The organism is Curtobacterium sp. USHLN213 (genome assembly GCF_037144815.1).
Taxonomy (GTDB): Bacteria; Actinomycetota; Actinomycetes; order Actinomycetales; family Microbacteriaceae; genus Curtobacterium.
The window spans coordinates 116031-139582 of sequence record NZ_JBBCYQ010000011.1 but is presented as its reverse complement, the minus strand read 5'-3'; the positions used below and the strand labels follow the sequence as shown (position 1 = coordinate 139582).

Annotated in this window: 24 protein-coding genes and 2 pseudogenes; 21 read left to right on the top strand and 5 right to left on the bottom strand. The window is 71.4% G+C overall.

Annotated elements, in window-relative coordinates:
• Positions 1-50 precede the first annotated feature (50 nt).
• From WFH25_RS15395 to WFH25_RS15355, 9 genes and pseudogenes are all read left to right on the top strand, one after another.
• Positions 51-1664, top strand: a complete 1614-nt coding sequence (locus WFH25_RS15395) for an ABC transporter substrate-binding protein (protein WP_336698453.1) — start codon at positions 51-53, stop codon at positions 1662-1664.
• Between the two features lie 19 nt (positions 1665-1683).
• Entirely contained in the window at positions 1684-2532 is an 849-nt protein-coding gene (locus WFH25_RS15390; RefSeq protein ID WP_092384455.1) for an ABC transporter ATP-binding protein, read from the top strand.
• Positions 2529-3305, top strand: coding sequence for an ABC transporter ATP-binding protein (locus WFH25_RS15385; protein ID WP_092384453.1), 777 nt, complete (start codon positions 2529-2531; stop codon positions 3303-3305). The genes WFH25_RS15390 and WFH25_RS15385 overlap by 4 nt, the downstream gene beginning before the upstream one ends.
• Positions 3306-3347: 42 nt before the next feature.
• Entirely contained in the window at positions 3348-4682 is a 1335-nt protein-coding gene (locus WFH25_RS15380; protein WP_022907949.1) for an NtaA/DmoA family FMN-dependent monooxygenase, read from the top strand.
• Positions 4682-5950: an NADH:flavin oxidoreductase/NADH oxidase gene (locus WFH25_RS15375; RefSeq protein ID WP_336698450.1), complete on the top strand. Its 1269-nt coding sequence runs from the start codon at positions 4682-4684 to the stop codon at positions 5948-5950. The genes WFH25_RS15380 and WFH25_RS15375 overlap by 1 nt, the downstream gene beginning before the upstream one ends.
• Positions 5929-7104, top strand: a pseudogene (locus tag WFH25_RS15370) (NtaA/DmoA family FMN-dependent monooxygenase); the annotation flags it as partial. The gene WFH25_RS15375 and the pseudogene WFH25_RS15370, both read left to right, overlap by 22 nt.
• A gap of 159 nt (positions 7105-7263) precedes the next feature.
• Complete coding sequence (locus tag WFH25_RS15365; RefSeq protein WP_092384449.1) at positions 7264-7782, top strand: NADPH-dependent FMN reductase; 519 nt, start codon at positions 7264-7266, stop codon at positions 7780-7782.
• Entirely contained in the window at positions 7779-8282 is a 504-nt protein-coding gene (locus WFH25_RS15360) for a flavin reductase family protein (RefSeq protein WP_071295318.1), read from the top strand. The genes WFH25_RS15365 and WFH25_RS15360 overlap by 4 nt, the downstream gene beginning before the upstream one ends.
• A gap of 25 nt (positions 8283-8307) precedes the next feature.
• Positions 8308-8577 (top strand): hypothetical protein, encoded by a 270-nt coding sequence (locus WFH25_RS15355; RefSeq protein ID WP_070416867.1) that lies wholly within the window; start codon positions 8308-8310, stop codon positions 8575-8577.
• A gap of 15 nt (positions 8578-8592) precedes the next feature.
• Here WFH25_RS15355 and WFH25_RS15350 read toward each other — a convergent pair whose 3' ends face one another.
• Genes WFH25_RS15350 through WFH25_RS15340 form a run of 3 tightly spaced genes read right to left on the bottom strand, consistent with a single transcriptional unit; the run spans position 8593 to position 10018 of the window.
• Positions 8593-8988, bottom strand: a complete 396-nt coding sequence (locus WFH25_RS15350) for an arsenate reductase ArsC (protein ID WP_336698448.1) — start codon at positions 8986-8988, stop codon at positions 8593-8595.
• Complete coding sequence (locus tag WFH25_RS15345) at positions 8985-9401, bottom strand: VOC family protein (RefSeq protein ID WP_175495971.1); 417 nt, start codon at positions 9399-9401, stop codon at positions 8985-8987. Before WFH25_RS15345 ends, WFH25_RS15350 begins: the two co-directional genes overlap by 4 nt.
• Positions 9402-9418: 17 nt before the next feature.
• Positions 9419-10018, bottom strand: a complete 600-nt coding sequence (locus WFH25_RS15340; protein WP_336698446.1) for a TetR family transcriptional regulator — start codon at positions 10016-10018, stop codon at positions 9419-9421.
• Between the two features lie 105 nt (positions 10019-10123).
• Here WFH25_RS15340 and WFH25_RS15335 point away from each other — a divergent pair, with 105 nt between their 5' ends.
• Positions 10124-11071 (top strand): aldo/keto reductase, encoded by a 948-nt coding sequence (locus WFH25_RS15335; RefSeq protein WP_229087307.1) that lies wholly within the window; start codon positions 10124-10126, stop codon positions 11069-11071.
• 93 nt (positions 11072-11164) lie between these two features.
• On the opposite strand, the gene WFH25_RS15330 is transcribed toward WFH25_RS15335, so the two are convergent.
• Positions 11165-11743, bottom strand: a complete 579-nt coding sequence (locus WFH25_RS15330) for an acyl-CoA-like ligand-binding transcription factor (RefSeq protein ID WP_229087308.1) — start codon at positions 11741-11743, stop codon at positions 11165-11167.
• A gap of 68 nt (positions 11744-11811) precedes the next feature.
• Here WFH25_RS15330 and WFH25_RS15325 point away from each other — a divergent pair.
• Positions 11812-12578, top strand: a pseudogene (locus WFH25_RS15325) (SDR family NAD(P)-dependent oxidoreductase).
• 29 nt (positions 12579-12607) lie between these two features.
• Here the strand turns inward: WFH25_RS15325 and WFH25_RS15320 are convergent.
• Positions 12608-13756 (bottom strand): ATP-binding protein, encoded by a 1149-nt coding sequence (locus WFH25_RS15320; protein WP_336698444.1) that lies wholly within the window; start codon positions 13754-13756, stop codon positions 12608-12610.
• 201 nt (positions 13757-13957) lie between these two features.
• Between WFH25_RS15320 and WFH25_RS15315 the strand changes: the two genes are divergently transcribed.
• From WFH25_RS15315 to WFH25_RS15270, 10 genes are all read left to right on the top strand, one after another.
• Positions 13958-14563 (top strand): nucleotidyltransferase domain-containing protein, encoded by a 606-nt coding sequence (locus tag WFH25_RS15315; RefSeq protein ID WP_070416861.1) that lies wholly within the window; start codon positions 13958-13960, stop codon positions 14561-14563.
• Entirely contained in the window at positions 14560-14982 is a 423-nt protein-coding gene (locus WFH25_RS15310; RefSeq protein WP_071303613.1) for a hypothetical protein, read from the top strand. The genes WFH25_RS15315 and WFH25_RS15310 overlap by 4 nt, the downstream gene beginning before the upstream one ends.
• A gap of 21 nt (positions 14983-15003) precedes the next feature.
• Positions 15004-15417 (top strand): hypothetical protein, encoded by a 414-nt coding sequence (locus WFH25_RS15305; protein ID WP_336698443.1) that lies wholly within the window; start codon positions 15004-15006, stop codon positions 15415-15417.
• 175 nt (positions 15418-15592) lie between these two features.
• Positions 15593-16420 carry an ABC transporter ATP-binding protein gene (locus WFH25_RS15300; protein WP_336698442.1) on the top strand — a complete coding sequence of 276 codons (828 nt, stop codon included), beginning with the start codon at positions 15593-15595 and terminating at the stop codon, positions 16418-16420.
• A gap of 13 nt (positions 16421-16433) precedes the next feature.
• The gene (locus WFH25_RS15295; protein WP_336698440.1) at positions 16434-17279 is read left to right on the top strand and encodes an ABC transporter permease; all 846 of its coding nucleotides are present in this window, start codon (positions 16434-16436) and stop codon (positions 17277-17279) included.
• 220 nt (positions 17280-17499) lie between these two features.
• Positions 17500-18642 carry an ABC transporter substrate-binding protein gene (locus WFH25_RS15290; RefSeq protein WP_336698438.1) on the top strand — a complete coding sequence of 381 codons (1143 nt, stop codon included), beginning with the start codon at positions 17500-17502 and terminating at the stop codon, positions 18640-18642.
• An 80-nt stretch (positions 18643-18722) separates the two neighbouring features.
• A complete protein-coding gene (locus WFH25_RS15285; protein WP_071295311.1) occupies positions 18723-19787 on the top strand; it encodes an LLM class flavin-dependent oxidoreductase in 1065 nt (354 codons plus the stop codon).
• Positions 19784-20473, top strand: a complete 690-nt coding sequence (locus tag WFH25_RS15280; protein ID WP_336698436.1) for a cysteine hydrolase family protein — start codon at positions 19784-19786, stop codon at positions 20471-20473. Before WFH25_RS15285 ends, WFH25_RS15280 begins: the two co-directional genes overlap by 4 nt.
• Before the next feature lie 5 nt (positions 20474-20478).
• Entirely contained in the window at positions 20479-21804 is a 1326-nt protein-coding gene (locus WFH25_RS15275) for an NtaA/DmoA family FMN-dependent monooxygenase (RefSeq protein ID WP_336698469.1), read from the top strand.
• A 1-nt stretch (position 21805) separates the two neighbouring features.
• Positions 21806-23527 (top strand): MFS transporter, encoded by a 1722-nt coding sequence (locus WFH25_RS15270; protein WP_336698435.1) that lies wholly within the window; start codon positions 21806-21808, stop codon positions 23525-23527.
• Positions 23528-23552 lie beyond the last annotated feature (25 nt).

Genomic DNA, 23552 nt, shown 5'->3' with positions numbered 1-23552 from the left:
GTCCCTCCCGTCCCATCCCCTTCCCCAGGAGACCCCTGCCCATGCTGAACATGAAACGCACCATCGCCGCCGCCGCGATCGCGGTCGTCGGCGCCCTCGGTCTCGCGGCCTGCAGCGCCGGCGGGAACGCCGCCTCCAGCGCCTTCGTCATCGTCACCGCGGCCCAGCCGCAGAGCTTCTCGTACGAGACCAGCGCCACCGGGTACGAGGCCGCCGAGTTCTTCAAGAACACCGGAGCCTCGCTCATCCGCAACGAGTACGTCGACGGCACCGGCGGTCAGGCCGAGCACGAGGACTACAACAAGTTCGCCCCGGTCCTCGCGAAGAGCTACGACGTCTCGGACGACGGCCTCACCTACACGTTCCACCTCGACACGGACGCGAAGTCGACGGCGGGCAACGCACTCACCGCCGACGACGTGATCTGGAGCATCCAGCGCAAGTTCGCCGTCGAGACGAGCATCGTGCCGTTCATCAGCGCCCCGTTCATCACGAAGCCGGACCAGTTCGCGAAGGTCGACGACGAGACCGTCACCCTCACGCTCGACAAGGCGAGCTACGGCTACACGGCGCTGTCCCTGCTCGCGAACGTCGGCTACAACATCTACGACGCGAAGGTGCTCAAGGAGCACACCACGTCGAGCGACCCGTGGGCCGTGAAGTGGTCGGGCACGCACCCGAACTTCGGCTTCGGGGCCTACAAGGTGGACACCTACACGCCCGGTGAGCAGACGATCTACACCGCGAACGCCGGGTACGCCGAAGGCAAGCCGTCGATCGCCCGGATCGTCCAGCGCGTGGTCGCGGACGCCGGCCAGCGCGCCAACCTGGTGAAGTCCGGCGACGCGCAGATCGCGGCCCAGCTCCGTCCGGCCGACCAGGTCGAGCTCAAGGACGCCGACGCCGCGCAGGTGTTCGACGTGCCGACGAACGCGTACGTGTACATGCCCCTCCTCACCACGAAGGGCACGTTCAAGGACGTCGCCGTCCGCCGCGCACTCGCCGCGGCGATCCCCTACGACAAGATCAACGAGAACGTCTACCACGGTCGGGCCGACTCCATCTCGAGCATCCTCTCCGACGCCGACCCGGGCTTCGACGGCAGCGGGCTCAGGGCCAACGAGACCGACCCGGCCGAGGCGAAGAAGATCCTGGCCGACGCCGGGTACACCGAGCCGGTGCAGTTCACCCTCACCGTGAACAACTCCGTCCCGGACCTGCAGGAGACCGCCGTCCAGATCCAGACCGCGGTGAAGGACGCTGGCTTCGACATGACCATCGACACGGTCAACTCGTCGACCTTCCAGGCCGGACTCGCCGCGAAGACGTTCGAGGCGTCCCTCGGTCGCGACTACGCGGTCGTGCAGTCGCCGCCCTACGTCCTGTCGCTCTTCTACACGCCGGGCTCCGCCATCAACTGGCCGGACTTCGACAACGCCGAGCTCAACCAGGCCATCGCGGACGGCAATGCCGCGGGCGACCCGACCGGGGCCGAGGCGGGCAAGTACTGGAACGCCGCGCAGAAGGTCCTGCAGGACCAGATGCCGACGATCTACATCAACTACGTGCAGCCGCTCAACGCCTTCGCGAAGGACGTCGACGGGTACGTGTTCCGCTCCGACAACGTCATCGACTACTCGCAGCTGCAGCTCGCCGCGAGCTGAGCGACGACAGGGAGACACCATGAACGACCAGTCGGCCCCGGTCCTCCGGGTCACGGACCTCAACGTCACCTACGGCACGAACCACGCCGTCCGCCACGCCGACCTCGTGGTCCGGCGCGGGGAACGCGTCGCGGTCGTGGGTGAGTCGGGCTCCGGCAAGACGAGTCTCGCGGGCGCCATCGCCGGGTTCCTCGACGCCGGGACCGTCGAGGTCGAGACCCTCGAGCTCGACGGCAGCTCGATCGAGCGGACCGGGCCGGCCGGTCGGATCCCGGTCCGGACCCCCGGGCTGTCGATGATCTTCCAGGACGCGATGTCGTCGCTCGACCCGGTGTGGACGATCGGCAGCCAGCTGGTCGCCGTGCTCCGGGCCACCGAGCGGGTGTCGAAGCGACGCGCCACCGCCGATGCCCTCGAACGGCTCCGTGCCGTGGGCATCACCGACCCGGACCGTGTCATGGGTGCCGAGCCGCACGAGCTCTCCGGGGGGATGCGGCAGCGCGTGATGATGGCCATCGCGCTCGCCTCGAAGCCCGCACTGCTCATCGCCGACGAACCCACGAGCGCGCTCGACGCATCGCTCGCCGTCGGTGCGATGCAGCTCATGGTCGACCTCGCCGAGCAGGAGGGGACGGCGGTGCTCGTGATCACGCACGACATCGAGCTCTGCCGGCGCTTCACCGACTTCGTCGTCGTCATGTACCAGGGCGAGATCGTCGAGCAGCTGCCGTCCTCGCGACTCGACGAGGCCACCCACCCGTACACCCGTGGACTGCTCGAGTGCGTGCCGACCCTGGCGTCCGCACGGCTCGACGAACTGCCGACGCTCGAGTCGGTCCGCGCCCGACTGGAAGGAACGGCGGCATGACCGGCATCCGCATCGAGGCCACCGGGGTCGCCCGGCGCTACGGCCGCAAGACCGCCGTCCGGGACGTCTCGTTCGTCCTCGGCGCGAGCCAGCGCGTCGGCATCGTGGGGGAGTCCGGCTCGGGCAAGTCCACGATGGCGAAGATCGTCACCGGACTCGAGCGGGCCTCCGCCGGCACGATCACCGTGGACGACCGGGACCTCCGGTCGATCATGTCGACGCGTGCCGGTCGGCTCGAGTACCGACGACGGGTGCAGCTCGTCGCCCAGGACACCACCTCGACGTTCGACCCGCGACACCGCATCCGCGAGTCGCTCCGGACGCCGGCGCAGATCCTCGGCGGGCACGACGTCGCCGGTGCGGACGCCGCGATCGGCGAGATCACCACGGAGCTCGGCATCGACCCGAGCTGGGTCGACCGGTACCCGTCCGAACTCTCCGGCGGCCAGCGGCAGCGCATGTCGATCGCCCGGGCGCTGGTCGTCCGACCCGACCTGCTCGTGTGCGACGAGGCCGTCTCGGCGCTCGACGTCTCGGTGCAGGGCGTCGTCCTCAACCTGCTCAAGCGCTACTCGAACGACCACGGCGCCGGCCTCATGTTCGTGTCGCACGGGCTGCCGGCGACCGCGTTCATCACGGGCGAGCTCGTCGTCATGAACCAGGGCGAGGTGGTCGAGTCCGGCCGCACGCTCGAAGTCCTCGAACACCCCAGACACCCGTACACGCAGAAGCTCGTCGACGCCCACCTGGCCGTCGAGGAGCCCGTGGCGTAGTCCCTCCCGGACGCGCCCGCCCTCCCACACGAAAGGCTCCACATGTTCCACCTCGGATGGTTCCTCGGCAACGGCTTCGGCATCCAGGCCTGGTCCGACACGAACGGCGACGGTCCCTGGACCGGCACGAACGTGACCGACTGGATGAAGCCCGACATCTACATCGACCTCGCGAAGAACCTCGAGCGCGGCGGCTTCGACTACATCCTCATCGAGGACACCGCGATGGTCGAGGACTCGTACCGCGGCACCGCCGACACCTCGCTGCGGCGCGGGTTCATGGCGCCGAAGAACGACCCCATGCCGCTCGTCCCGCTCATGACGCAGGCCACGAAGCACATCGGCATCGTCCCGACGTTCTCGACGATCCAGTACCCGCCGTACCTCGCCGCACGCCTCGGCACGACGCTCGACCACCTCACCGAGGGGCGCATCGGCATGAACGTCGTGACGAGCGTCACCGATCGCGTCGCCCAGAACTACGGCTACGAGCAGCACCTCGACCACGACGAGCGCTACCGGATGGCGATCGAGTGGGCCGACGTCGTCAAGGCCCTGCAGGGGTCCTGGGAACCGGGGGCCGTGGTCGCCGACCCGGTCGCGGGCGTCTACGCCGACCACACGAAGGTGCACCCGATCGACCACCGCGGCGAGTTCTTCCGCTCGCGCGGGCCGCTCAACACGATCCCGGGGCCGCAGGGCGTCGTCCCGATCTGCTCGGCCGGTGGATCGGAGATGGGCCGGCAGCTCGCCGCGCTCCACGACGACACGATGATCGCCCTGTCGAAGACGCCCGAGAGCGCGAAGGCGTACCGCGACGACATGCGCGCCCGGGTCGCCGCCGCCGGCCGGAACCCGGACGACGTGAAGTTCCTGTTCATCGTCACGCCGACCATCGCCGCCACCGACGCCGAGGCGCAGGCCGCCTCGGAGGCCGCCCGGCTCGCGATGTCCTCGGACAAGGCGATCGAGTACAACCTCTGGAACATGTCGTACACGTCCGGTGGTCGCATCGACTTCGGGGCGATCGACCCGGACACCCGGGTCGAGGACATCGACATCTCGAAGCAGAACGGCGAGTACACCTCGATCGAGAAGCTCTTCGAGGGGCAGCAGGGCCGCACGCTGCGCGAGGTCGTCGCCTCGTCGCACCAGGTGAACGACCTCGGGTTCGTCGGCTCGCCGGACACCGTCGCGGCGAAGATGGGCGAGTTCATGGAGCACGTCGGCGGCGACGGCTTCCTCGTCTACATGCCGACGACCCGCCTCAACATGGCCATGGTGGCCGACGGCCTCTCCCCGGCCCTGCGCCGCCGGGGGCTCATCCGCGACGAGTACACCGGCACGACGCTCCGCGAGAACCTGCGGGCGTTCTGATGCCGGACGCCCCGGCGCTGTTCGAGGCGATCGAGCTGCGCGGCACCCGGTTCCGCAACCGGCTCTGGGTGCCCGCGCTGACGATGTTCACGGTGGAGGCGCGGGACGGCATGCCCACCCCGTTCCACCACGTGCACCTCGGCGGGCTCGCGCTCGGCGGCGCCGGGGCGATCGTGGCGGAGTGCACCGCCGTCACCCCGGAGGGCCGGGTCACGCCGTACGACCTCGGGCTATGGGACGACGCGCAGCGCGACGCCTGGCGCCCGACCACCGCGTTCGTCCGCGACCAGGGCGTCCGCATCGGCATCCAGCTGAGCCACGGCGGTCGCAAGTCGTCCACCGGGCGGAGCTGGGACCGGGTCCGCGGCACCGTGCCCGTGGCGGACGGCGGGTGGCCCGTCGTGGGACCGTCCACCGTGCCGTACACCGGGTACACGGCCCCGCGGGAACTCAGCACCGACGAGGTCCGCGGGATCCACCGGGCGTTCGTCGCGGCGGGCGTCCGGGCGCGCGACGCGGGGTTCGAGTTCGTCGAGCTGCACGCCGCGCACGGGTTCCTGCTGCACCAGTTCCTGTCGCCGCTCGCCAACACGCGCGACGACGAGTACGGCGGCTCGCTCCACGGACGGGCCCGCCTCCTGCTCGACGTCGTCCGCGACCTGCGCGCCGCCCTCGGCGACGGGTTCCCGATCCTGGTGCGCTTCTCGGCGACCGACTGGGTCCCCGGGGGCTGGACCGAGCAGGACACGGCGACCACGGCCTCCTGGGCGGTGGCGGCCGGAGCGGACCTGTTCGACGTGTCCACCGGCGGGATGGTCCCGGACGCCGAGATCCCGGTGTTCCCGGGCTACCAGGTCGGGCACGCGGAACGGCTGCGGGCCGCCACCGGCGCACCGGTCGGCGCGGTGGGGCTGGTCACCACAGCCGACCAGGCCGAGGCGGTCGTCGCCGAGGGGCGGGCGGACGTCGTGTTCGTCGGCCGCGAGTTCCTGCGCGACCCGCGCTTCGGACTCCGCGCCGCCGCCGAGCTCGGCGCCTCCATCGACTACCACCCGCTGCCGTACCACCGGGCGCAGCACCGTCCGGCACCACACCACCTCCCACGGAAGGCACACCCATGTTCCACCTCGGTTGGTTCCTCGGCTACGGCTTCGGCGTCTACGGCTGGAACGGGCAGTGGTCCGGAAACGTCCGCCACGACGTCGCCAACCCGCAGCTCTTCGTCGACGCCGCCACCTCGCTCGAGCGGGCCGGGTTCGACTTCATGATGCTCGAGGACTCGTCCGTCCTCCCCGACGTGTTCGGCTCCTCGTTCGAGCACTCGCTGCGCTCCGCGATCGTGCGGCACGACCCCATGCCGCTGGTCCCGCTGCTCGCCGCCGCGACGAAGCACCTCGGCATCATCGCGACCGCCGCGACGCCCTTCTACCCGCCGTTCCTCGCGGCCCGGCTGATGTCCACGCTCGACCACCTGACGCACGGCCGCGTCGGCATCAACCTCGTCACGGCCTCACCGCACGCGGCCGCGCAGAACTACGGCTACGACCAGCACTTCGAGCACGACGAGCGGTACGCGATGGCCGACGAGTGGATCGACGCGGTCCGGGCGCTCTGGGACACGTGGGACGCCGACGCCCTCGTGCTCGACGAGGCGACCGGCGTCTTCGCCGACCACACGAAGGTGCGGTACGCCGACTTCGCGGGGAAGTACTACCGCACCCGTGGGCCGCTCAACACGGTCGCCAGCCCCCAGGGACACCCCGTGGTCTGCCAGGCCGGCGGCTCCCCGGCGGGTCGCGACCTCGGCGCGCGCAACGCCGACACGCTCATCGCCTCGGCACCGGGCGTCGACGCCATGCGCGAGTACGTCGACGACATGCACCGACGGATGGTCGGGTTCGGCCGCGAGGAGACGGACGCGAAGATCCTGTTCCTCGTCGAGCCCGTGCTCGCCGACACCGACGACGAGGCCGAGGCGAAACAGGCCCGACAGCTCGCCGCCACCCGGGAGAACATCGACGCGCAGCTGGCGAACCTGTCCTACACGTCCGGGTTCGACTTCGCGCAGTTCGACCTCGACGAACCGCTGCCGGCGGACCTCAAGGGCACGAGCAACGGGCACCAGAGCGTCATCGAGGCGTTCCTGGCGAAGGCCGACGGCAAGACGCTCCGCGAGGCCCTCCCCGCGCAGCGCGACACCACGGGATCGGTCCGGCTCGTCGGCAGCCCCGAGACGGTCGCCGACCAGATGGAGGAGGCGATCGCCGCCTCGGGCGCCGACGGCTTCCTGGTCGGACTCCCGGTGACCCGGAAGAACCTCACCGAGGTCTGCGACGGACTCGCGCCGGTGCTCCGACGCCGCGGTCTGATCAGGGACGGCTACGAGCACGAGACGTTCCGCGAGAACCTGCTCGCGTTCTGACACGCGAGTTGCCGGGAGGCGCGGCTCGACTCCGCCCCTGACCTGCGGTTTCCGTGTGGTCACCACCAGGGCGGCTCGCGCAATGAACGGTAACGGCACCTTCACGACGGGGTAACCGCCACGGCGTTGGATGAGATCCGAGAGAGAGGAACGGTCGCCATGATCACCACCGTCGTCGCCGGCAACCCCAAGCCCGGCTCGCACACGCTCGAGGCCGCGACGATCGTCGCCGAACGACTCACCGGGTCCGCGCCCGACCACGTCGTCGACGTCATCGCCCTCGGTCCGGGGATCCTCGGCTGGGGCGACCCCGGAGTGCAGGCCGCGGTCGCGACCGTCGCCGCGTCCGACCTCGTCGTGGTCGCCTCGCCCACCTTCAAGGCCACCTACACGGGCGTCCTGAAGCTGTTCCTCGACCAGTTCGCGACGGCCGACGGGCTCGCCGGGGTGACCGCCGTCCCGCTCATGCTCGGCGCCGGTCCCGCGCACCACATGGCCCCCGAGGTGTTCCTCAAGCCCGTGCTCGTCGAGCTCGGCGCCACCGTGCCCGTGCAGGGCCTGTACCTGAACGACAAGCACTACACCGACGAGTCGTCGACCGAGGGCTGGCTCGCCCGCTGGCGGGACGTCGTCCTCGCCGCCGCATCCGCACCGACCAAGGAAGGCACCAGCGCATGATCAAGCCCTACACCGCCGAGTCCGCGGACCCGACGCTCCTCCGGCAGGCGTTCTCCGGGTTCCCCTGCGGCGTCGCCGCACTCTCCGCGATCGTCGACGGCGCCCCCACCGTGCTCGTCGCGTCGTCCTTCACCGTCGGCGTCTCGCAGGACCCACCGCTCGTGATGTTCGCCGTGCAGCACTCGTCGTCCACGTGGCCGGCGCTCGCCGGAGCGGAGTCGATCGGCGTCTCGGTGCTCGGCGAACGGCACGAGAACGTCACGCGGCAGCTCGCCTCGCGCGACAAGTCCGTGCGCTTCGTCGGCGTGGACACGACGGTGTCCGACACGGGCGCGGTGTTCCTCGAGGGGGCGCCGATCTGGATGGAGTGCTCGGTGGAGCACACGTACCCGGCGGGTGACCACGACATCGTCGTGCTCCGCGTGAACGGTCTGATGTCCGACTTCGCGCACAGCCCGCTGGTCTGGCACCGGTCGTCGTTCGCGAAGCTGAGCGCCTGACGCGTGACATCCGTATGCTCGCCGCATGGCTGACTTCACCGCTGAGCAGGCCGCCGTCGTGCGGATCGAACGTGCCGAGGAGGGCCGCTGGGACCTCACGGTGATCAGCGACTCGGGCGTCCGGATGGGACACGGCGAGTACCTCTTCGACGAGGCGGACGACGACGCGGCGGGGGAGCAGGCAGCGGCCCTCGACTTCGTCCGCGGCTACGGCTTCCGTTTCGAACCGGACGCCGTGGTCGCCGACGGGCCCGATGCGTACTGGGCACCGCTGCTGGCGCTCGACGAGCGGTAGCGTCGGGGTCCCTGCTCAGAGGGTCGCGATCAGCTGCTCGACCCGCGCGCGGACGGCATCCCGGACGAGGCGGACGCGGTCGATCGGCTGCCCGGCCGGGTCGTCGAGCTCCCAGTCCTCGTAGCGCTTCCCGGGGAACACCGGGCACGCGTCGCCGCAGCCCATCGTGACGACGACGTCGGACTCCCGCACGGTGTCGGTCTCGAGCACGGCGGGGACGGCAGTCGCGATGTCGATGCCCTCCTCCGCCATGGCCGCGACCGCGACGGCGTTGACGCGGTCGGCCGGTTCGCTGCCGGCCGAGAACACGCGGACGCGGTCGCCCGCGAGGTGCTGCAGGTAGCCGGCGGCCATCTGGGACCGGCCGGCGTTGTGCACGCACACGAAGAGCACGGTGGGGCGGTCGGTCACGCGAGTGCCGCCGCCTCGAAGCCGATCAGCCAGGTGACGCCGAAGACGTCCCGCACGGTGCCGTCCCAGTCGCCCCACGGACGTTCCTGCAGTGGGTCCACGACGGTGCCGTCCGAGGCGAGGTCGTCGAACCAGCCGCGGAGCACGTCGGGTTCGGCGGCGCCGAGCAGTGAGAAGAGCAGCCCGGTCGCCGAGAACGAGGTCTCGCCGGTCGGGGCGTCGGCGGCGAACAGCGTGATGCCGCCGCCGGTGAGCTGCCCGTGCGCGACCGCGTCGGCGGGGCCGTCGGTGCGCGAGAAGTCTGCGAAGGTGGCGATGCTGAGTTCGCCGCCGAAGACGTCCTGCCAGCGCCCGAGTGCCTGGAGCGCGGTGCCGTCGAACTGGAAGTAGGGCGAGGGCCCGTTCACGTTCATGCCCCGGACCCTACCGCTCAGACCGCCGCGGCGAGCGTGTCGAACGTCCGGCGCAGCAGGGCCGAAGCGTCCTCGTCGGTGACGGACCAGGTGGCGATCGCGACGTCGAAGCACCCGAGCGCGGCCTGCACGAGGACAGCCGCACCGAGCTCGGCGCCGTCGGGGTCCCCGGCGCGCAGCCGCTCGGTCAGGATCGGCGTCAGGACGTCCGCCCAGGCGAGGTGCTTCTCGAGGTTGCGGGCGCGGAGCGAGGGCGTCGACGTCATGACGCGGACCGACCGCCGACCGGACTCGGGGTCCTCGTCGGCGCGGACCATCATGCCGACGAACGCCTCGCGCAGCGCGGTCCACGCCGGTTCGTCGTCCGGACGCTCCCGGAGCGCCTCCGCGAGCGCACCCCGGTGTCGCAGTGGATCGCCGATGACGGCGTCCTCCTTCGCCGGGAAGTACCGGTGGAAGCTCCGCGCCGAGATGCCGACCTCGGCCGCGATCTGCTCGACGGTGACGGCGTCGAACCCGTCGCGGTCGAACCGGGCGACGGCGACCGCTGCGATCCGCGCGCGCACGGCTTCGCGCGTGATGTCCCGCAGACCGGTCCGCGCGCTCGTCTCACCCACGACGGCATCGTACCGAGGTAGGCGGAACATGACCAAGTTGTCAGAGACTGACAGAACGGGCGTACAGTGTCATCTGCATCGCCAGACACGACGGAAGGACGGCACATGCAGCAGCGCACTCTCGGGACCCAGGGCCTCACGGTCGGATCCATCGGCTACGGCGCGATGGGGACGGTCTTCGCGTACGGTCCCGCCGACGACACCGAGTCCATCGCGGCGATCCGTCGCGCGCACGACCTCGGCGTCACCCACTTCGACACCGCCGAGATGTACGGGTGGGGTGCCGGGGAACGACTCCTCGGTGCGGCCCTGGCGCCCGTGCGCGACGAGGTCACCATCGCCACCAAGTTCGGCTTCACCGCGGACGACTGGGCGCCCGACTCCCGCCCCGAGCACATCCGCGAGGTCGTCGACCAGAGCCTGCGGAACCTCGGCACCGACTCGATCGACCTCCTCTACCAGCACGTCCACGACCCGGCGGTGCCGATCGAGGACGTCGTCGGCGTGATGGCGGAGTACGTGCAGGCCGGCAAGGTCAAGTACCTCGGGCTCTCGAACACCGACGGCGACCAGCTCCGTCGGGCCCACGCCGTGCACCCGATCTCGGCGTTCCAGACCGAGTACTCCGTGTTCGCCCGGGAGTCCGAGGAACTCTTCCCGCTCGTCGACGAGCTCGGCATCGGGCTCGTGGCCTACTCGCCGCTCGCGCGCGGGTTCCTCGGCGGGGCCGTCCAGCCGCGGTCTGCCTACCCCGAGGACGACATCCGGCACATGCTCGAGTGGTGGGCGCCGGAGCACTTCGACCAGAACGTCGCGGTCGTCCGGGCGCTGACCGCGATCGCCGACGAGCACGGCGTCTCGCTCTCGCAGCTGTCCCTCGCGTGGATCCTGGCGCAGCGGGGCGACGTCGTCCCGATCCCGGGGTCGAAGAACCCCGACCGGGTCGCGCAGAACGTGGCGGCGGCCGGTGTCGTCCTCACGGCCGACGACCTGGCGCGCATCGACGCGCTCTCGCGCGACGTGCGCGGCAAGCGCATCGAGAGCCGGGTCTGACGGGCGTCGGTGGGCAGTGGGCGCGACCGGTGACGGACGGGAGGCGCGGTGCGGGCCCGTAACGCGCCTCCCGTCCGTCGCATCCCCGGTCCGTCAGCCGAACAGCGCGAGGGCCTCGTCGACGACGTCCTCGGGGCGGCCCTCGCCGTGCGTCGCCCACCACGTGAGCGCCGTGCTCGCCGCCGCCGCGAGGGCGTGTGCGCGGACCCGCGTCGCGAGGTCGTCGACCGAGCCGCCGTCCCGCTCGGCCACGAACCGCTCGATCACCCCGGTCAGGGCCGTGGACGCGGCCTCCCCACCGCGCTCGAGGGAGGGGTTCGCGCGGATGACCCGCAGGCGGTGGCGGGTGATCTCGATCGTGTCGTCCGGGAACGTGGCTCCGACCCGGTACGCGGCGCGGAGCGCGACCCACGCGGACTCGGACGCCGGACGGAGGCGGAGCTCGTCGGTGAAGCGCACCGCGAACTCGTCGAGGCCGCCCCACACGAGCGAGGCCTTGCTCGGGAAGAGCCGGAACAACGAGCGGCGGCTGACCCCGGCGGCCGTCGCGACGCCGTCCATCGAGACGGCGTCGAAGCCCTGCTCGTCGAAGAGCCGCAGGGCCACGAGCGACACCGCGGCGGGGTCGATCGTCCGCGGGCGTCCGGTCGGCCGGTCGCTCGTCGAGCTCATGGATTCCTTTCGGCACTGAGTGCTACAACTGTGGTGGCGCAGCGAGCGCCTCTCAGTGAGGAGACGACATGACCGACACCACCGCCGGACGGTTCACCGGCAGGACCATCATCGTCACCGGAGCGGGTTCCGGCATCGGACGCGCCACGGCGACGCGCATCGCGAACGAGGGCGGGCGGGTGATCGCCACCGACGTCGTCGCCGAACGGCTCGATGTGCTGCGCGCCGAACTCGTCGACGCCGCCGGCCTCGACGTCGAGACCGTCATCGGCGACGTCGCCGCGCCGGTGACGATCGACGCGCTCCTCGCCGCCGCGGGCGACCGGGTCGACGGGCTCGCGAACGTCGCCGCATCATGGACGCGTTCCTCCCGCCGAGCGAGGTCGACGACGCCACCTGGGACCGCGTCTTCAGCGTGAACGTCACCGGGCCGATGCGGCTCACCCGAGCGGTCCTGCCGCTGATGATCGCCGCCGGACGCGGTGCGGTCGTGAACGTGGCGTCCGAGGCGGCGCTCCGGGCGTCGGCCGCGGGTGCTGCGTACACGGCGTCGAAGCACGCGATCGCCGGGTTCACGAAGAGCGTCGCGTTCTTCCACGGGCCGCAGGGCATCCGCGCCAACGCCGTCGCGCCCGGTGCGGTGGCGACGAACATCGAGGCGCCGATGCGCAGCGAGTACGCGGCCGGACGCGTGGGGCCGATCATGCAGACGACGATCCCGCCGGTGGCGCAGCCCGAGCAGCTCGCGGCGGCGATCACGTGGTTGCTCAGCGACGACTCGGCCAACGTGAACGGCGCGGTGCTGCCGAGCGACGGCGGGTGGTCGGTGGTCTGAGCGGGGCGGTCGGCGTCGAGGGGTGGTGCCTACGTCTCGCTGTCGCGGACGAACGCTGCGAACCCCGGGATCGTGAACTCGAGCGTGCCGCGGTCGGCGGGCTGGATGAGTCCCTTGTCGATCAGTCGTGCACGGGGCGTGGAGAGCTGGTTGCTGCCCGTGTTCAGCGACGCCGCGATCGCAGCGCGCGACACCGGCCCGTCCCCGTGTTCAGCGATGGCTGCGAGCATGCGTCGTTCCGACGGAGAGCACGCAGACCATCGTGCTCGGAACAAGGCATCGAGATCCGCCTGCATCGCGTTGCGTCCGTGCTCGACCGCGCTGAGCTCGATGGCGCTTCCCGGATCGGGCCGTCCTGCAGCCGTCCAGGCCGCATCCGCGATGAGCTGGACGAAGTAGGGGTATCCCTGCGCGATCGCGAGAGCACGGTCGACCGCGGGCTGCGTCCAGTGGACCCCGAGTGCGCGAGCGGGTCCGATGAGTGCGATCTCCTCGGCTTCGCGGTGGAGCGGCCCGAGCGGGCGGTACGCAAGCCGTTCGCTGAACGTGACGATCCCGGCGATGGTCTCGGGTGCGTTCGGGAGCCCTGCAGCGAACACGGCTGCCGGGACGTCCGCGCCTTCGGCTTGGAGATGCTGCCAGGCGTACACCAGTGTCCGGAGTCCCGAGGGATCTGCGGACTGGATCTCGTCGATCAGGATCACCAGTGGTCGTTCCGCGACGGCCGCCCGGATCACTGCCTCGAGAGCGCGCGCTCCGGACTGGTCCGGACGGTCACCGTCGGTCGGTGGTCGGAACGTGCTGGTCGCGGTCGCGATGCCGGGGACCCCGACCGAGAGCTGCAGTGTCTCGATCCGTTCCCGCAGCCCGGTCCTGACGTGCTCGGCCAAGCCGTCCGTGATGGTGTGGACACTCGCTGCGATCTGCGCGATGAGTCCTTGCTCCTCGCCCGCGGTCACCCACACCGTCGCCGCGCCGCGGGCCGACGCGCGTCGCTGGTACTCGCGGAGCAGCGACGTCTTCCCGAATCCTCGGGCGGCGTGGTCGACGCGGATCCGTCCGACGAGCCGCCCGAGGTCGATGAGCGTCGAGAGGCGTTCGTCGACCTCGGCGAGCTGCCGGGCGCGACCGGGCACGATCCGTGCGACTTCTCCGGGCGTGTACGGACTCGGCTGCATCAATCCTCGATCGATTGTTATGAAACTGCTCTTTCATAACGGTGTATCGGCGCGGGCGACGCCGCCTACACCGAGGTCCCCGACGCCCGCCCCGGATTGGGCCGGTTCGCTCTCGACTCCGCGAACGACCGATGCTGAGGGGATCTACCAACAGGCGGCAGAGTGGTAGAAAACTACCGATTGCGGTAGTTTTCTACCACTATGCAGCTCCAACGCCCGTTCGCCTCCGTGACCACTGCGGTCGACGGCGACGTGCTGATGGTGCTCTCCCGAGCGGCCGGACCGATGACGATCGCGGACATCAGTCGGCTCGTGCCCGATCGCTCGTACGCCGGTGTGCGGAACAGCGCGGACCGGCTGACGGAACAGGGCATCGTCAACGGGTTCCGGACCGGACGGACGAAGGCGTTCGCGCTGAACCCCGACCACCTCGCCGCTGGTGCGGTCCGAGCGCTGGCGGACATGCGGCGCGAGCTCCTCGAGCGGCTCACCGTCGGGTGCGACGGCCTCCCACTCCGGTACGCGGCCGTGTTCGGCTCCGGTGCCCGGGGTGAGATGCGGCCGGACAGTGACCTCGACCTCTGCTTCGTCGTCATCGCCGGGCGTCGTCCCGAGGCGGAGGACGCCGTCCACGCGCTGTGCGAACGCGCGCAGAGGTGGACCGGGAACGTCGTGCGTCCCGTGGTCTTCGACGAGAGCGAGATCGACGCTGCGGATCCGCTCCTCGCGTCCGTCGCCAGGGACGGTGTTCCCATCGCAGGTGATGGTCGTTGGCTGTCCCGGAAGCTCCGTACGCTGGCCGGGTGACACCGCGTACCGGCACCACCGCGCAGGGCGACGAGTCGTTCCGCCGGGGCCGACTCGCGAAGGCCACCGAGTTCCTCGACGCTGCCGACACGCTGCGCGAGCTCGGGGGAGAGTCGGGGGTGCTCACCTCGACGTCGCCGTTCGCGAACGCCTTCGTCGTGCAGTGCGTGCTGAGCGGGATCGCCGCGGCGGACGCGATCTGCGTCGCGAGGACCGGCAGGTACTCGCGGACCGGTGCCCACGACGAGGCCGTTCCGGTGCTCCGAGCGGCGGCCGGGCAGGCGGTCGCGAAGCACCTCGAGGTACTCCTCGCCGTGAAGAACAAGGCCGAGTACAACGCGAAGTCAGTGAGTGACACGGACATCGTGCGCGCGGGGGCGGCGGCGGAGGCACTGGAGTCGGCGGCGCGCTCGGACTGAGCGGCCGCCTACACTGCCGACATGACCGAGGTCCCCGACGCCCGCTCCGACTGGGGCCGGTTCGCCCCCGACTCCGTCGAGCGGCGGATGCTCGACGACACCGGGACCGCACTCGGGCTCGTCCTCCGTCCCCGCACCGTCGTGCTCGACCGTGCCCGGGTCGAGGTCGAGGGCATCGACGCCGACGACCGCGTGGTGGTGCAGCTCGTGGCGAACCAGGGCGCCTACAAGCCGGCCTGGCGCAACAAGGTGATGGCCGACCTGTTCAAGCTGCTGTGGTTGCGGCAGTCCGTCCCCGGGGCCGAGCGGGCCGTCCTCGTCGTCGCCGAACCGGCAGCGCGGGCGCTCGCCGGGTGGGTCTCGGTGGCCGCCGAGGACCTCGGGATCGAGGTGCTCGTCTGGGACGGGCGGACGGCGGCGCCCTCGCGGCGCTGACCCCGTGCAGTCGTTCACACGTTCGCAACACATGTGGCCAGACTCCGTAACACGAGCGTCCTAACCTCATCACCAGCAGCGGATTTCCGCGTCGCAGACGAACCCGAGCTCGCGACGCACGCTCTCCGCCATACGAGACCGAGCCTGCGTGCTCGCCGACGGTATGGAGGAACGGATGACCACAGCAGCGGTCCGGGTGGACGCGGTGCGCAAGGTGTACGGCAGCGGTCCGAGCGCCATGGTGGCCCTCGACGACGTCGAGCTGACGATCGAGCCCGGGAAGTTCGTGTCGCTCATCGGCCCGAGCGGCTGCGGGAAGTCGACGCTGCTGCGGCTCGTCGCCGGCCTCGAGCCCGCCGACCGCGGCGACGTGCAGGTCCACGGCGTCACCCCGGCGCAGGCGTGCGCGGCGAAGCTCATCGGCCTCGTGCCCCAGACGCCGGCGCTGCTGCCGTGGCTCACCGTGCTGCAGAACGTCTCCCTCGCCGGCCGGGTCAACCCCGGTGCCGGGCGTCGGCGCGCCGCCATCGAGGACCTCGCGGAGCGCGGTGCGGCCAGTGGCCCGGACATGCGACAGCTGCTCCGGATGGCCGGGCTCGGCGAGGCGGAGGACAAGCTGCCCGCCCAGCTCTCCGGTGGCATGCAGCAGCGTGCGGCGATCGTCCGGGCGTTCGGCCTGCGCCCCGACGTGCTGCTCATGGACGAGCCGTTCTCGGCCCTCGACGAGTTCACCCGCGAGGCCCTGCAGGACCAGCTGCTCGACCTCTGGGACGAGCTGCGGACGACGGTGCTCTTCGTCACGCACTCGGTGTCCGAGGCGGTCCGGATGTCGGACACCGTGGTCGTGATGGCACCGCGTCCCGGGCGCATCGTCGACGTCATCGACATCGACCTGCCGCGACCGCGGAACCAGCGTCTGTTCGAGGAACGGCGCTTCCACGAGTACGAGGACCTCGTCCGCACGCGGTTGCACAGCGCGTGGCGTGCGACGGACGCGGCCTGAGGGAGACGACACGATGACCACCACCAGCACGACCTCCACCGCCTCCGCCACGACCACCACCGCCGAATCCGAGGCCGCAGCGACCCGTCGGCCGCTCCCCGGTTGGATGCGCCCGACGGTCTGGGCGCCCCTCGTCGTGATGCTCGCCGTCCTCGCCGTGCTCTGGCAGATCGGCGCGACGACGATGCCGTACCTGCTGCCGCCGCTGCCCGCGGTGGGGGAGACCCTCGCCACGCAGCTGCCCTACTACCTGCAGAACGCCGGGATCACCCTCGTCGAGTCGCTCGTCGGCCTCGGCATCGGGTTCGTGGCCGCGTTCGTCCTCGCCGTGCTGACGAGCGAGCTGCCGATCGTCCGCCGCGCGGTGATGCCGATCGCGATCGTCCTCAACGTGACGCCGCTCGTGGCGATCGCCCCGGCACTGGTGGTGGCGTTCGGGTTCGGCCCGCTGCCGAAGCTCGTGATCACGGCGCTCATCTGCTTCTTCCCGATCCTCATCAACACCGCGGCCGGGCTCCGGTCCGTCCCGCAGCCCGTGCTGCAGGTGTACCGGACGATCGACGCGTCCCGCCTCGAGATGCTCGTGCACCTGCGGATCCCGAACGCCCTGCCGTTCGTCTTCGCGGCGCTCCGCATCGTGTTCCCGCTGTCGATCATCGGCGCGGTCGTGGCGGAACTCTCCGCGTCGGGGTCGACGGGCGGGCTCGGCACGGTGATCAGCACGGCGTCGTCGATGAACCAGCTCGCCGTGGTGTACGCCGCGATCGCGATCCTCGCGGTGATGGGTGTGGTCCTGCTCGGACTCATCTCGCTCGTCGAGCGGCGGGTCCTCCGCTGGCACCGCACCGCGAACGACTGACGGCGACCGCCGCCCGCCGCCCCGCCGCCCCGCCACCCGCCGCACCACCCGGCCACCGCACGCCGCCCCGCGGCCCAGCAGCACCACCCGTCGGCGCGAGCCTGCCCGCGCGACGCCAGCCGCGCCTCCAGGCCGACACCCGGCAACGACCCGACCCACTCGACCCGCCCCCCGCCCCGCCCCCGCCCTGCACCACCCATCCCTTCCCACAGGAGTGACCATGCAGCACCGCACCCACCCGCACCGCACCCGCCCGCACCGCACCACGGCCGCGCTCGCGGCCCTCGCCGCCACCGCCGCCGTGGCCCTCGCCCTCACCGGCTGCAGCACCGGCTCGAGCGCGGGCACCGGCTCGTCCGAGGGCAGCGCCATCTCCGCCGAACGGTGCAAGGAGAACAAGGCCGCCGGCCCCATCACCTACCTGTCCGGCTACCAGTACCAGTCCTCGGCGTCGATCCTCGAGTACATCGCGGCCGACGAACTGGGCTACTTCAAGGACCTCTGCCTCGACGTCACCCTCAAGCCCGGGTCGGGCGACACCGCGCAGAACACCAAGCTCCTCGCGAGCGGCCAGGCGACCGTGTCGGCCGTCGCGGAGCAGGACCTCATCCAGGCCCGGGCGAACGGCATCGACATCACCGGCATCTCGTCGTACTCGAACGCCGGGCTCGACATCCTGATGACGAACAAGGACATCACGAAGCTCCCGCAGCTCGACGGGAAGGTCGTCGGCCACAAGGGCTACGTCCCCGCCTCCGTCCGGGCGATGATGGAGAAGGCCGGGGTGGACTGGGACTCGCTCACCCTCGTGAAGGAGGGCTACGACCCCTCGGTCCTGCCGCGCAAGCAGAACGGTCTCGAGGCCCTCACCGGCTTCGTGTCGAACGAGCCGAACCTGCTCAAGGCCGCCGGCGACGACGTCACCGTGTGGCAGCCCGTCGACTACGGGATCCCCTCGTCGATCGGCGCGATGGCCGTGAACCCCGCGTTCGCGAAGGCACACCCGACCGCCGTCGAGGACGTCCTGCGCGCCGCCCTGCACGCCTACGACTTCTGCTCGTCGAGCGCCGCGAAGACGAAGCAGTGCGTCGGGTACGCCGCGAAGCTCTCCGGCGCGACCTACGACGAGGCGCAGAACGCGAAGATCTGGACGACCGAGACGAAGGTCATCGCGGACAACCCGACGCCGGGCCAGCCGCTCGGGGGCATCGACCCCGAGAACGTGTCGAAGCTCGTCGACATGCTGCACCAGTTCGACATCGTGAAGAGCTCGGTGACCGCGGACGACGCGAAGAGCTGGTTCACGAACGAGTACATCGACGCGATCACGAAGGACGGCGAGACCGTCTGGCCCGCGCCGTGACCACGGTGGGTCGCGCGGACGCGCGACCCACCCGGCACGACGTGACACGCACCGAGCAACGACCAGAGAGGCGGCGCACCATGCCCGCGAAGGAGTACGGGATCTTCCTCCCGATCGGCAACGGCGGATGGATGCTCTCCGACACCGCCCCACACCCCGAGGCGACCTACGCCTGGAACAAGCGCGCAGCCCTGCACGCCGAAGCGATCGGCCTCGACTTCGTGATGTCGATGGCGAAGTGGCGCGGCTTCGGCGGGAGCACCGACCACTGGGGACGTTCCCTCGAGTCGATGACGATGATGGCCGGGATCGCCGAGGCGACCGAGCGCGTGAAGATCTGGGCGACCATGCACGCGAACGTCCACAACCCGGCGGTCGCGGCGAAGATGTACACGACGCTGCAGGACCTCTCCGGGGGTCGGGCGGGCATGAACATCGTCAACGGGGCCTACGCGGCCGAGTTCGAGCAGTTCGGGATCTGGGACGCCGGCCTCAGCCACGCCGACCGCTACCGGATGACCGAGCTCTGGACCGAAGCGGTCACCCGCCTCTGGACCGAGGACAGCGTCACGATGCACACGCCGTACTTCGACCTCGACGCCTGCGAGTCCCGCCCGCACCCGGCCAGCAGGCCGACGATCATCAGCGCCGGCAAGTCCGAGGCCGCTCGCGCGTTCCAGGCGAAGTACGCCGACGGTGCGTTCCTCGCGGCGGACAGCCTCGACGAGATGCGCGACCTGTCCCGCGACGTCCACGACCGCGCGGCCGACGAGGGTCGGGTGTGCCGGACCTACTCGATGCTCACCGTCGTGCAGGACGAGACCGACGAGGCCGCGCAGCGGAAGGTGCGCGAGTGGGGTGCCGGCGTCGACCGCGAGGCACTGGCCTCGATGCGGGCGTCGTGGGGCGTCCCCGCCGAGCAGGCCCGTGCGTGGGCGGACGGTGCTGCGGGTGAGGACGCGTTCCAGACCGCGTACGTCGCCGGTTCCGCCGAGACCGTCACGGAGCACATCGAGTACATCGTCGACCGGGGCGAGCTCGACGGCCTCATGCTGATCTTCCCCGAGTACGACCAGGACATGGTGCGCTTCGGCGAGACCGTCCTGCCGGCACTCCGCCAGCACGACGCGGCGGTCGTCCGGTGACCGGCGGCAGCGGCGGGCTCGACCCGCGACTCGCCCGGTTGCTGGACGCTGGTAGCCGCACGCCGGCGCTCGTCGTCGTCGACGTGCAGCGCGACTTCGGTGAACCCGCGCGCATCGCCGGCTACGGGCTCGACGACCGTGCGTTCGCTGCGGTGGACGCCGCGATCGTCCGGATCGGCGCCCTCGTCGACGAGGCGCGAGCCACCGGCGTCCCCGTCGTCTGGGTCGAGCTCGGCAGCGACCCGTCCGCCCCGTGGCACAGCAGCACGTGGCTGCGCGGCGGTGCGCTCGACGGACCGATGCCGGAGGACGAGCCCTGCCGCATCGGCACCGCCGGCGCCGAGTGGTACCGCACGGCGCCGGCGCCCGGTGAGACCCGCGTCGTCAAGCGCGGCTACAGCGGGTTCCTCGGCACGGACCTGGAGGCGCGGCTCACCACCGCCGGGATCGGCTGGCTGACCGTCGTGGGACTCACGTCCGAGTGCTGCGTCTTCGCGACGGCGCAGGACGCGATGCAGCTCGGCTGGCCCGTCGTGGTGCCGGCAGACGCCACCGCCGCCTACGACATCGACGTGCACGACGCCGCGCTCACGATGATCGAGCTCAACGTCGGTGTCGTCACGGACGCTGCCGAGACCACCGCGCTGTGGCAGGCGTGGGCGGCGTCGCCGGTGGGTGCCCCGTGAGCGGCATGCACATCGCCTACGACCTGTCCTTCACCCACACCGAGGGGCGCTGGGCGGCACCCGGCAGCTGGGTCGGCCAGGACTTCCCCGACGTCCGCATGTACATGGAGGTGGCCCGGACGGCCGAGCGCGCCGGCGTCGACATGCTGTTCTTCGGTGACGGCTCGGGCGTCCCGAGCACGTGGCGCGGCAGCATCGACCCGGCGGTCGAGTGGGGGATCCAGTGGCCCCGGCAGGACATGTCGCCGGTCATCGCGGCGATGTCGACGGTGACCGAGCACATCGGGTTCGGACTCACCTACTCGTCGACCTTCACGCACCCGTTCTCCACCGCACGGCTGCTCAACTCGCTCGACCACGTCACGGGCGGCCGGATGGCGTTCAACGTCGTCGCGTCCTCGCGGGGTGCGGACGCCGCGAACTACGGCTCCGACCACCTGATCGACCACGACCTCCGGTACGAGCGGATGGAGGAGTTCATCGGCGTCTGCCGTGCGCTCTGGGACTCCGTCGCGCCGGACGCGATCGTCCGAGACCGGGCGACCGGGCGCTTCGCCGACCCTGCGCGCGTGCACCCCATCGACCACGACGGCCGGTTCTTCAAGGTGCGGGGGCCGCTCGCCAGCGTCCCGAGTCCGCAGCGCCACCCGGTCGTCGTGCAGGCGGGCAACTCGCCGCGGGGCATCGCCGCGAGCGCGTCGTTCGCCGACCTCGTGTTCGGGTTCGGGGCGAGCGTCGCCGGGCAGCTCCGACACCGGAACGCCCTCGACGCGGCACTGACGGACGCCGGACGGGACCCCGCCGCGGTCGGGATCCTCTGGGCGACCCAGGTGATCGTCGGCGCGACGCTCGCCGAAGCCCAGGCCCGACGGGACTCGCTCCTGTCGTTCTGGAACCGCGAGGCCGTCGGGACCTTCATCTCGCACAACGCCGGGTACGACTTCTCGACGCTGCCGGCCTCCTTCCGGCTCGGGGACCTGCGCGACGAGATCGTCGCCGCCCAGGCGAGCCCGGCGGGACTCGTCGGCAGCCTGGTCGCCGAGTTCGGGGAGGACCACACGATGGACCGCGACGACTTCTTCGAGCACGGGTGGCGCGCCGCGACCGGCCTCGACCACATGCTCGTCGGCGACGCCGCGGGGGTGGCCGACGCGCTCCAGGAGAACTTCGCCGCGACCGGTGGGCGGGGCGGCTACATGCTGTCCAGTCCGCTCGGGATGCCGTCCGGGTTCGCCGACCTCAGCGAGCTGCTCGTGCCGGAGCTCCGCTGCCGCGGGGCCCTCGCGCCGCGGTACCCGGGGGCCACGCTCCGCGAGAACCTGGCGGTGTGAGGTGACCCCGGCCCGTCGGTGGCTCGCGCTCGGCGGGCTCTGCCTCGGCTTCTTCATGCTGCTGCTCGACAGCACGATCGTGTCCGTCGCCCTGCCCGACCTCGGGCGTGACCTCGGTGCGGACGCGTCGACGTCGGTGTGGGTGAACAGCGCCTACCTCTTCGCGTTCGCCGTCCCGCTGCTCGTGGCGGGCCGGCTCGGCGACCGGTTCGGACACCGGCGCGTGTACCTCGTCGGGCTCGCGGTCTTCACGATCGCCTCGGTCGGGTGCGCGGCCGCGCCCGGGATCGGCGCCCTCGTCGCCTGGCGTGCGGTCCAGGGCCTCGGCGCTGCGCTGCTCACGCCGCAGTGCCTGACCGTGATCCGGTCGCTGTTCGAACCGCCGAGGCTCGCCGTCGCGCTCGCCGTCTGGAGCGCCGGCGGCGGGGCGGCGACGGTCGCCGGGCCGATCGTCGGCGGGCTGCTCGTCGAGGCGTGGGGGTGGCCGTCGGTGTTCCTCGTGAACGTGCCCGTCGGGATCGTCACGGCGATCGCTGTCCTCCGCTTCGTGCCCGTCTCCCGGCGCATCGCGGTCCCGCTGCCCCTGTTCGCCGTCGTCGGCGTGACCGTGGGGGTCCTCGGCGTGGTCGTCGGCGTGCAGGGCACGGACACCGGGCTGCTCGCCGACCCGGTCGCCCGTGGCGGTGCGGTCCTGCTCGGCGCCGCGGTGGTGGCGGTCGTCCTCGTCCGGCAGCGGCGAGCCGGCGACCGCGCCCTCGTGCCGCTCGCCCTCTTCCGCGACCGCGGTTTCGTCACCGGGGCGTGGGGCGCCACGGCCGCGTCCTTCTGCGTCGGGTCCGCCCCGATCCCGCTCATGCTCGACCTGCAGCAGACCCGCGGGCTGAGTGCGGGATCGGCGGCCCTCGTGCTCGTGCCGATGGGGGTCGCGTGCCTCGCCTCGGCGCCGTTCGTGGGCCGCATGACGAACACCGCCGGGCCTCGGGCGACCGCGACGGTCGGTGCCGTCCTGCTCGTCGTGTCGGTGGCACTGACCGCGGTGCTCGTCGGTGCCGCGGCGCCCCTCTGGACGATCGCCGCGGCCTTCACCGGGTTCGGGATCGCGAACGCGTTCGTCTGGTCGCCGTTCTCCCTCGCCGCGGTCCTCGGCGCGGGGCCCGCGACGGTCGGGGCGGCGTCGAGCGTCTTCAACACCGTGAAGCAGCTCGGCGCGGTGCTCGGCAGCACCGCGACGGCCGTGCTGCTCGCCACCGCGGGTGACGCGGTCGCGCTCGGTGCGCTCGCGCTCGTGGCCTGCGGTGCCCTGATCGCCGCGCGTGCGCTGTCCGGCCGTCCGGGGGCCCCGGTCGTCCTGACCGGCGTGATCGTCCACGGTGCCGGGGTCGGGCACGACCTGGGGTTCCCCACCGCGAACCTGCGGCCCGAGGACGAGTCTGCTGCTCCCGTCCCCGTCGACGGGGTCTACGTCGGATGGCTCGCGGCTCCCGTCGGCGCTCCGCCACGGCAGGCCCTCGTGTCGATCGGCAGCAACAGCACCTTCCCCGACCGACCGCGCACGGTCGAGATCCACGTGCTCGACTTCGACGGCGACCTGTACGGCTCGGTCGTCGAGCTCACCGTCGGCCGGCGCATCCGACGCCAGCGCACGTTCCGCGGGCCGGACGCGCTCGTCGCCGCGATGCGGTCCGACGAGCGTCGGGCCCGTGCGGTGCTCGCCCGCTCCTGACCGTTCGTCCCTGACCGTTCGTCCC

Excerpts from the sequence above, each read along its gene's own strand:
- WFH25_RS15395 (WP_336698453.1), top strand. The coding sequence starts at position 51 with ATGAAACGCACCATCGCCGCCGCCGCGATCGCGGTCGTCGGCGCCCTC.
- WFH25_RS15390 (WP_092384455.1), top strand. The coding sequence starts at position 1,684 with ATGAACGACCAGTCGGCCCCGGTCCTCCGGGTCACGGACCTCAACGTC.
- WFH25_RS15385 (WP_092384453.1), top strand. The coding sequence starts at position 2,529 with ATGACCGGCATCCGCATCGAGGCCACCGGGGTCGCCCGGCGCTACGGC.
- WFH25_RS15380 (WP_022907949.1), top strand. The coding sequence starts at position 3,348 with ATGTTCCACCTCGGATGGTTCCTCGGCAACGGCTTCGGCATCCAGGCC.
- WFH25_RS15375 (WP_336698450.1), top strand. The coding sequence starts at position 4,682 with ATGCCGGACGCCCCGGCGCTGTTCGAGGCGATCGAGCTGCGCGGCACC.
- WFH25_RS15365 (WP_092384449.1), top strand. The coding sequence starts at position 7,264 with ATGATCACCACCGTCGTCGCCGGCAACCCCAAGCCCGGCTCGCACACG.
- WFH25_RS15360 (WP_071295318.1), top strand. The coding sequence starts at position 7,779 with ATGATCAAGCCCTACACCGCCGAGTCCGCGGACCCGACGCTCCTCCGG.
- WFH25_RS15355 (WP_070416867.1), top strand. The coding sequence starts at position 8,308 with ATGGCTGACTTCACCGCTGAGCAGGCCGCCGTCGTGCGGATCGAACGT.
- WFH25_RS15345 (WP_175495971.1), bottom strand. The coding sequence starts at position 9,401 with ATGAACGTGAACGGGCCCTCGCCCTACTTCCAGTTCGACGGCACCGCG.
- WFH25_RS15335 (WP_229087307.1), top strand. The coding sequence starts at position 10,124 with ATGCAGCAGCGCACTCTCGGGACCCAGGGCCTCACGGTCGGATCCATC.
- WFH25_RS15330 (WP_229087308.1), bottom strand. The coding sequence starts at position 11,743 with ATGAGCTCGACGAGCGACCGGCCGACCGGACGCCCGCGGACGATCGAC.
- WFH25_RS15320 (WP_336698444.1), bottom strand. The coding sequence starts at position 13,756 with ATGCAGCCGAGTCCGTACACGCCCGGAGAAGTCGCACGGATCGTGCCC.
- WFH25_RS15315 (WP_070416861.1), top strand. The coding sequence starts at position 13,958 with ATGCAGCTCCAACGCCCGTTCGCCTCCGTGACCACTGCGGTCGACGGC.
- WFH25_RS15305 (WP_336698443.1), top strand. The coding sequence starts at position 15,004 with ATGACCGAGGTCCCCGACGCCCGCTCCGACTGGGGCCGGTTCGCCCCC.
- WFH25_RS15300 (WP_336698442.1), top strand. The coding sequence starts at position 15,593 with ATGACCACAGCAGCGGTCCGGGTGGACGCGGTGCGCAAGGTGTACGGC.
- WFH25_RS15295 (WP_336698440.1), top strand. The coding sequence starts at position 16,434 with ATGACCACCACCAGCACGACCTCCACCGCCTCCGCCACGACCACCACC.
- WFH25_RS15290 (WP_336698438.1), top strand. The coding sequence starts at position 17,500 with ATGCAGCACCGCACCCACCCGCACCGCACCCGCCCGCACCGCACCACG.
- WFH25_RS15285 (WP_071295311.1), top strand. The coding sequence starts at position 18,723 with ATGCCCGCGAAGGAGTACGGGATCTTCCTCCCGATCGGCAACGGCGGA.
- WFH25_RS15275 (WP_336698469.1), top strand. The coding sequence starts at position 20,479 with ATGCACATCGCCTACGACCTGTCCTTCACCCACACCGAGGGGCGCTGG.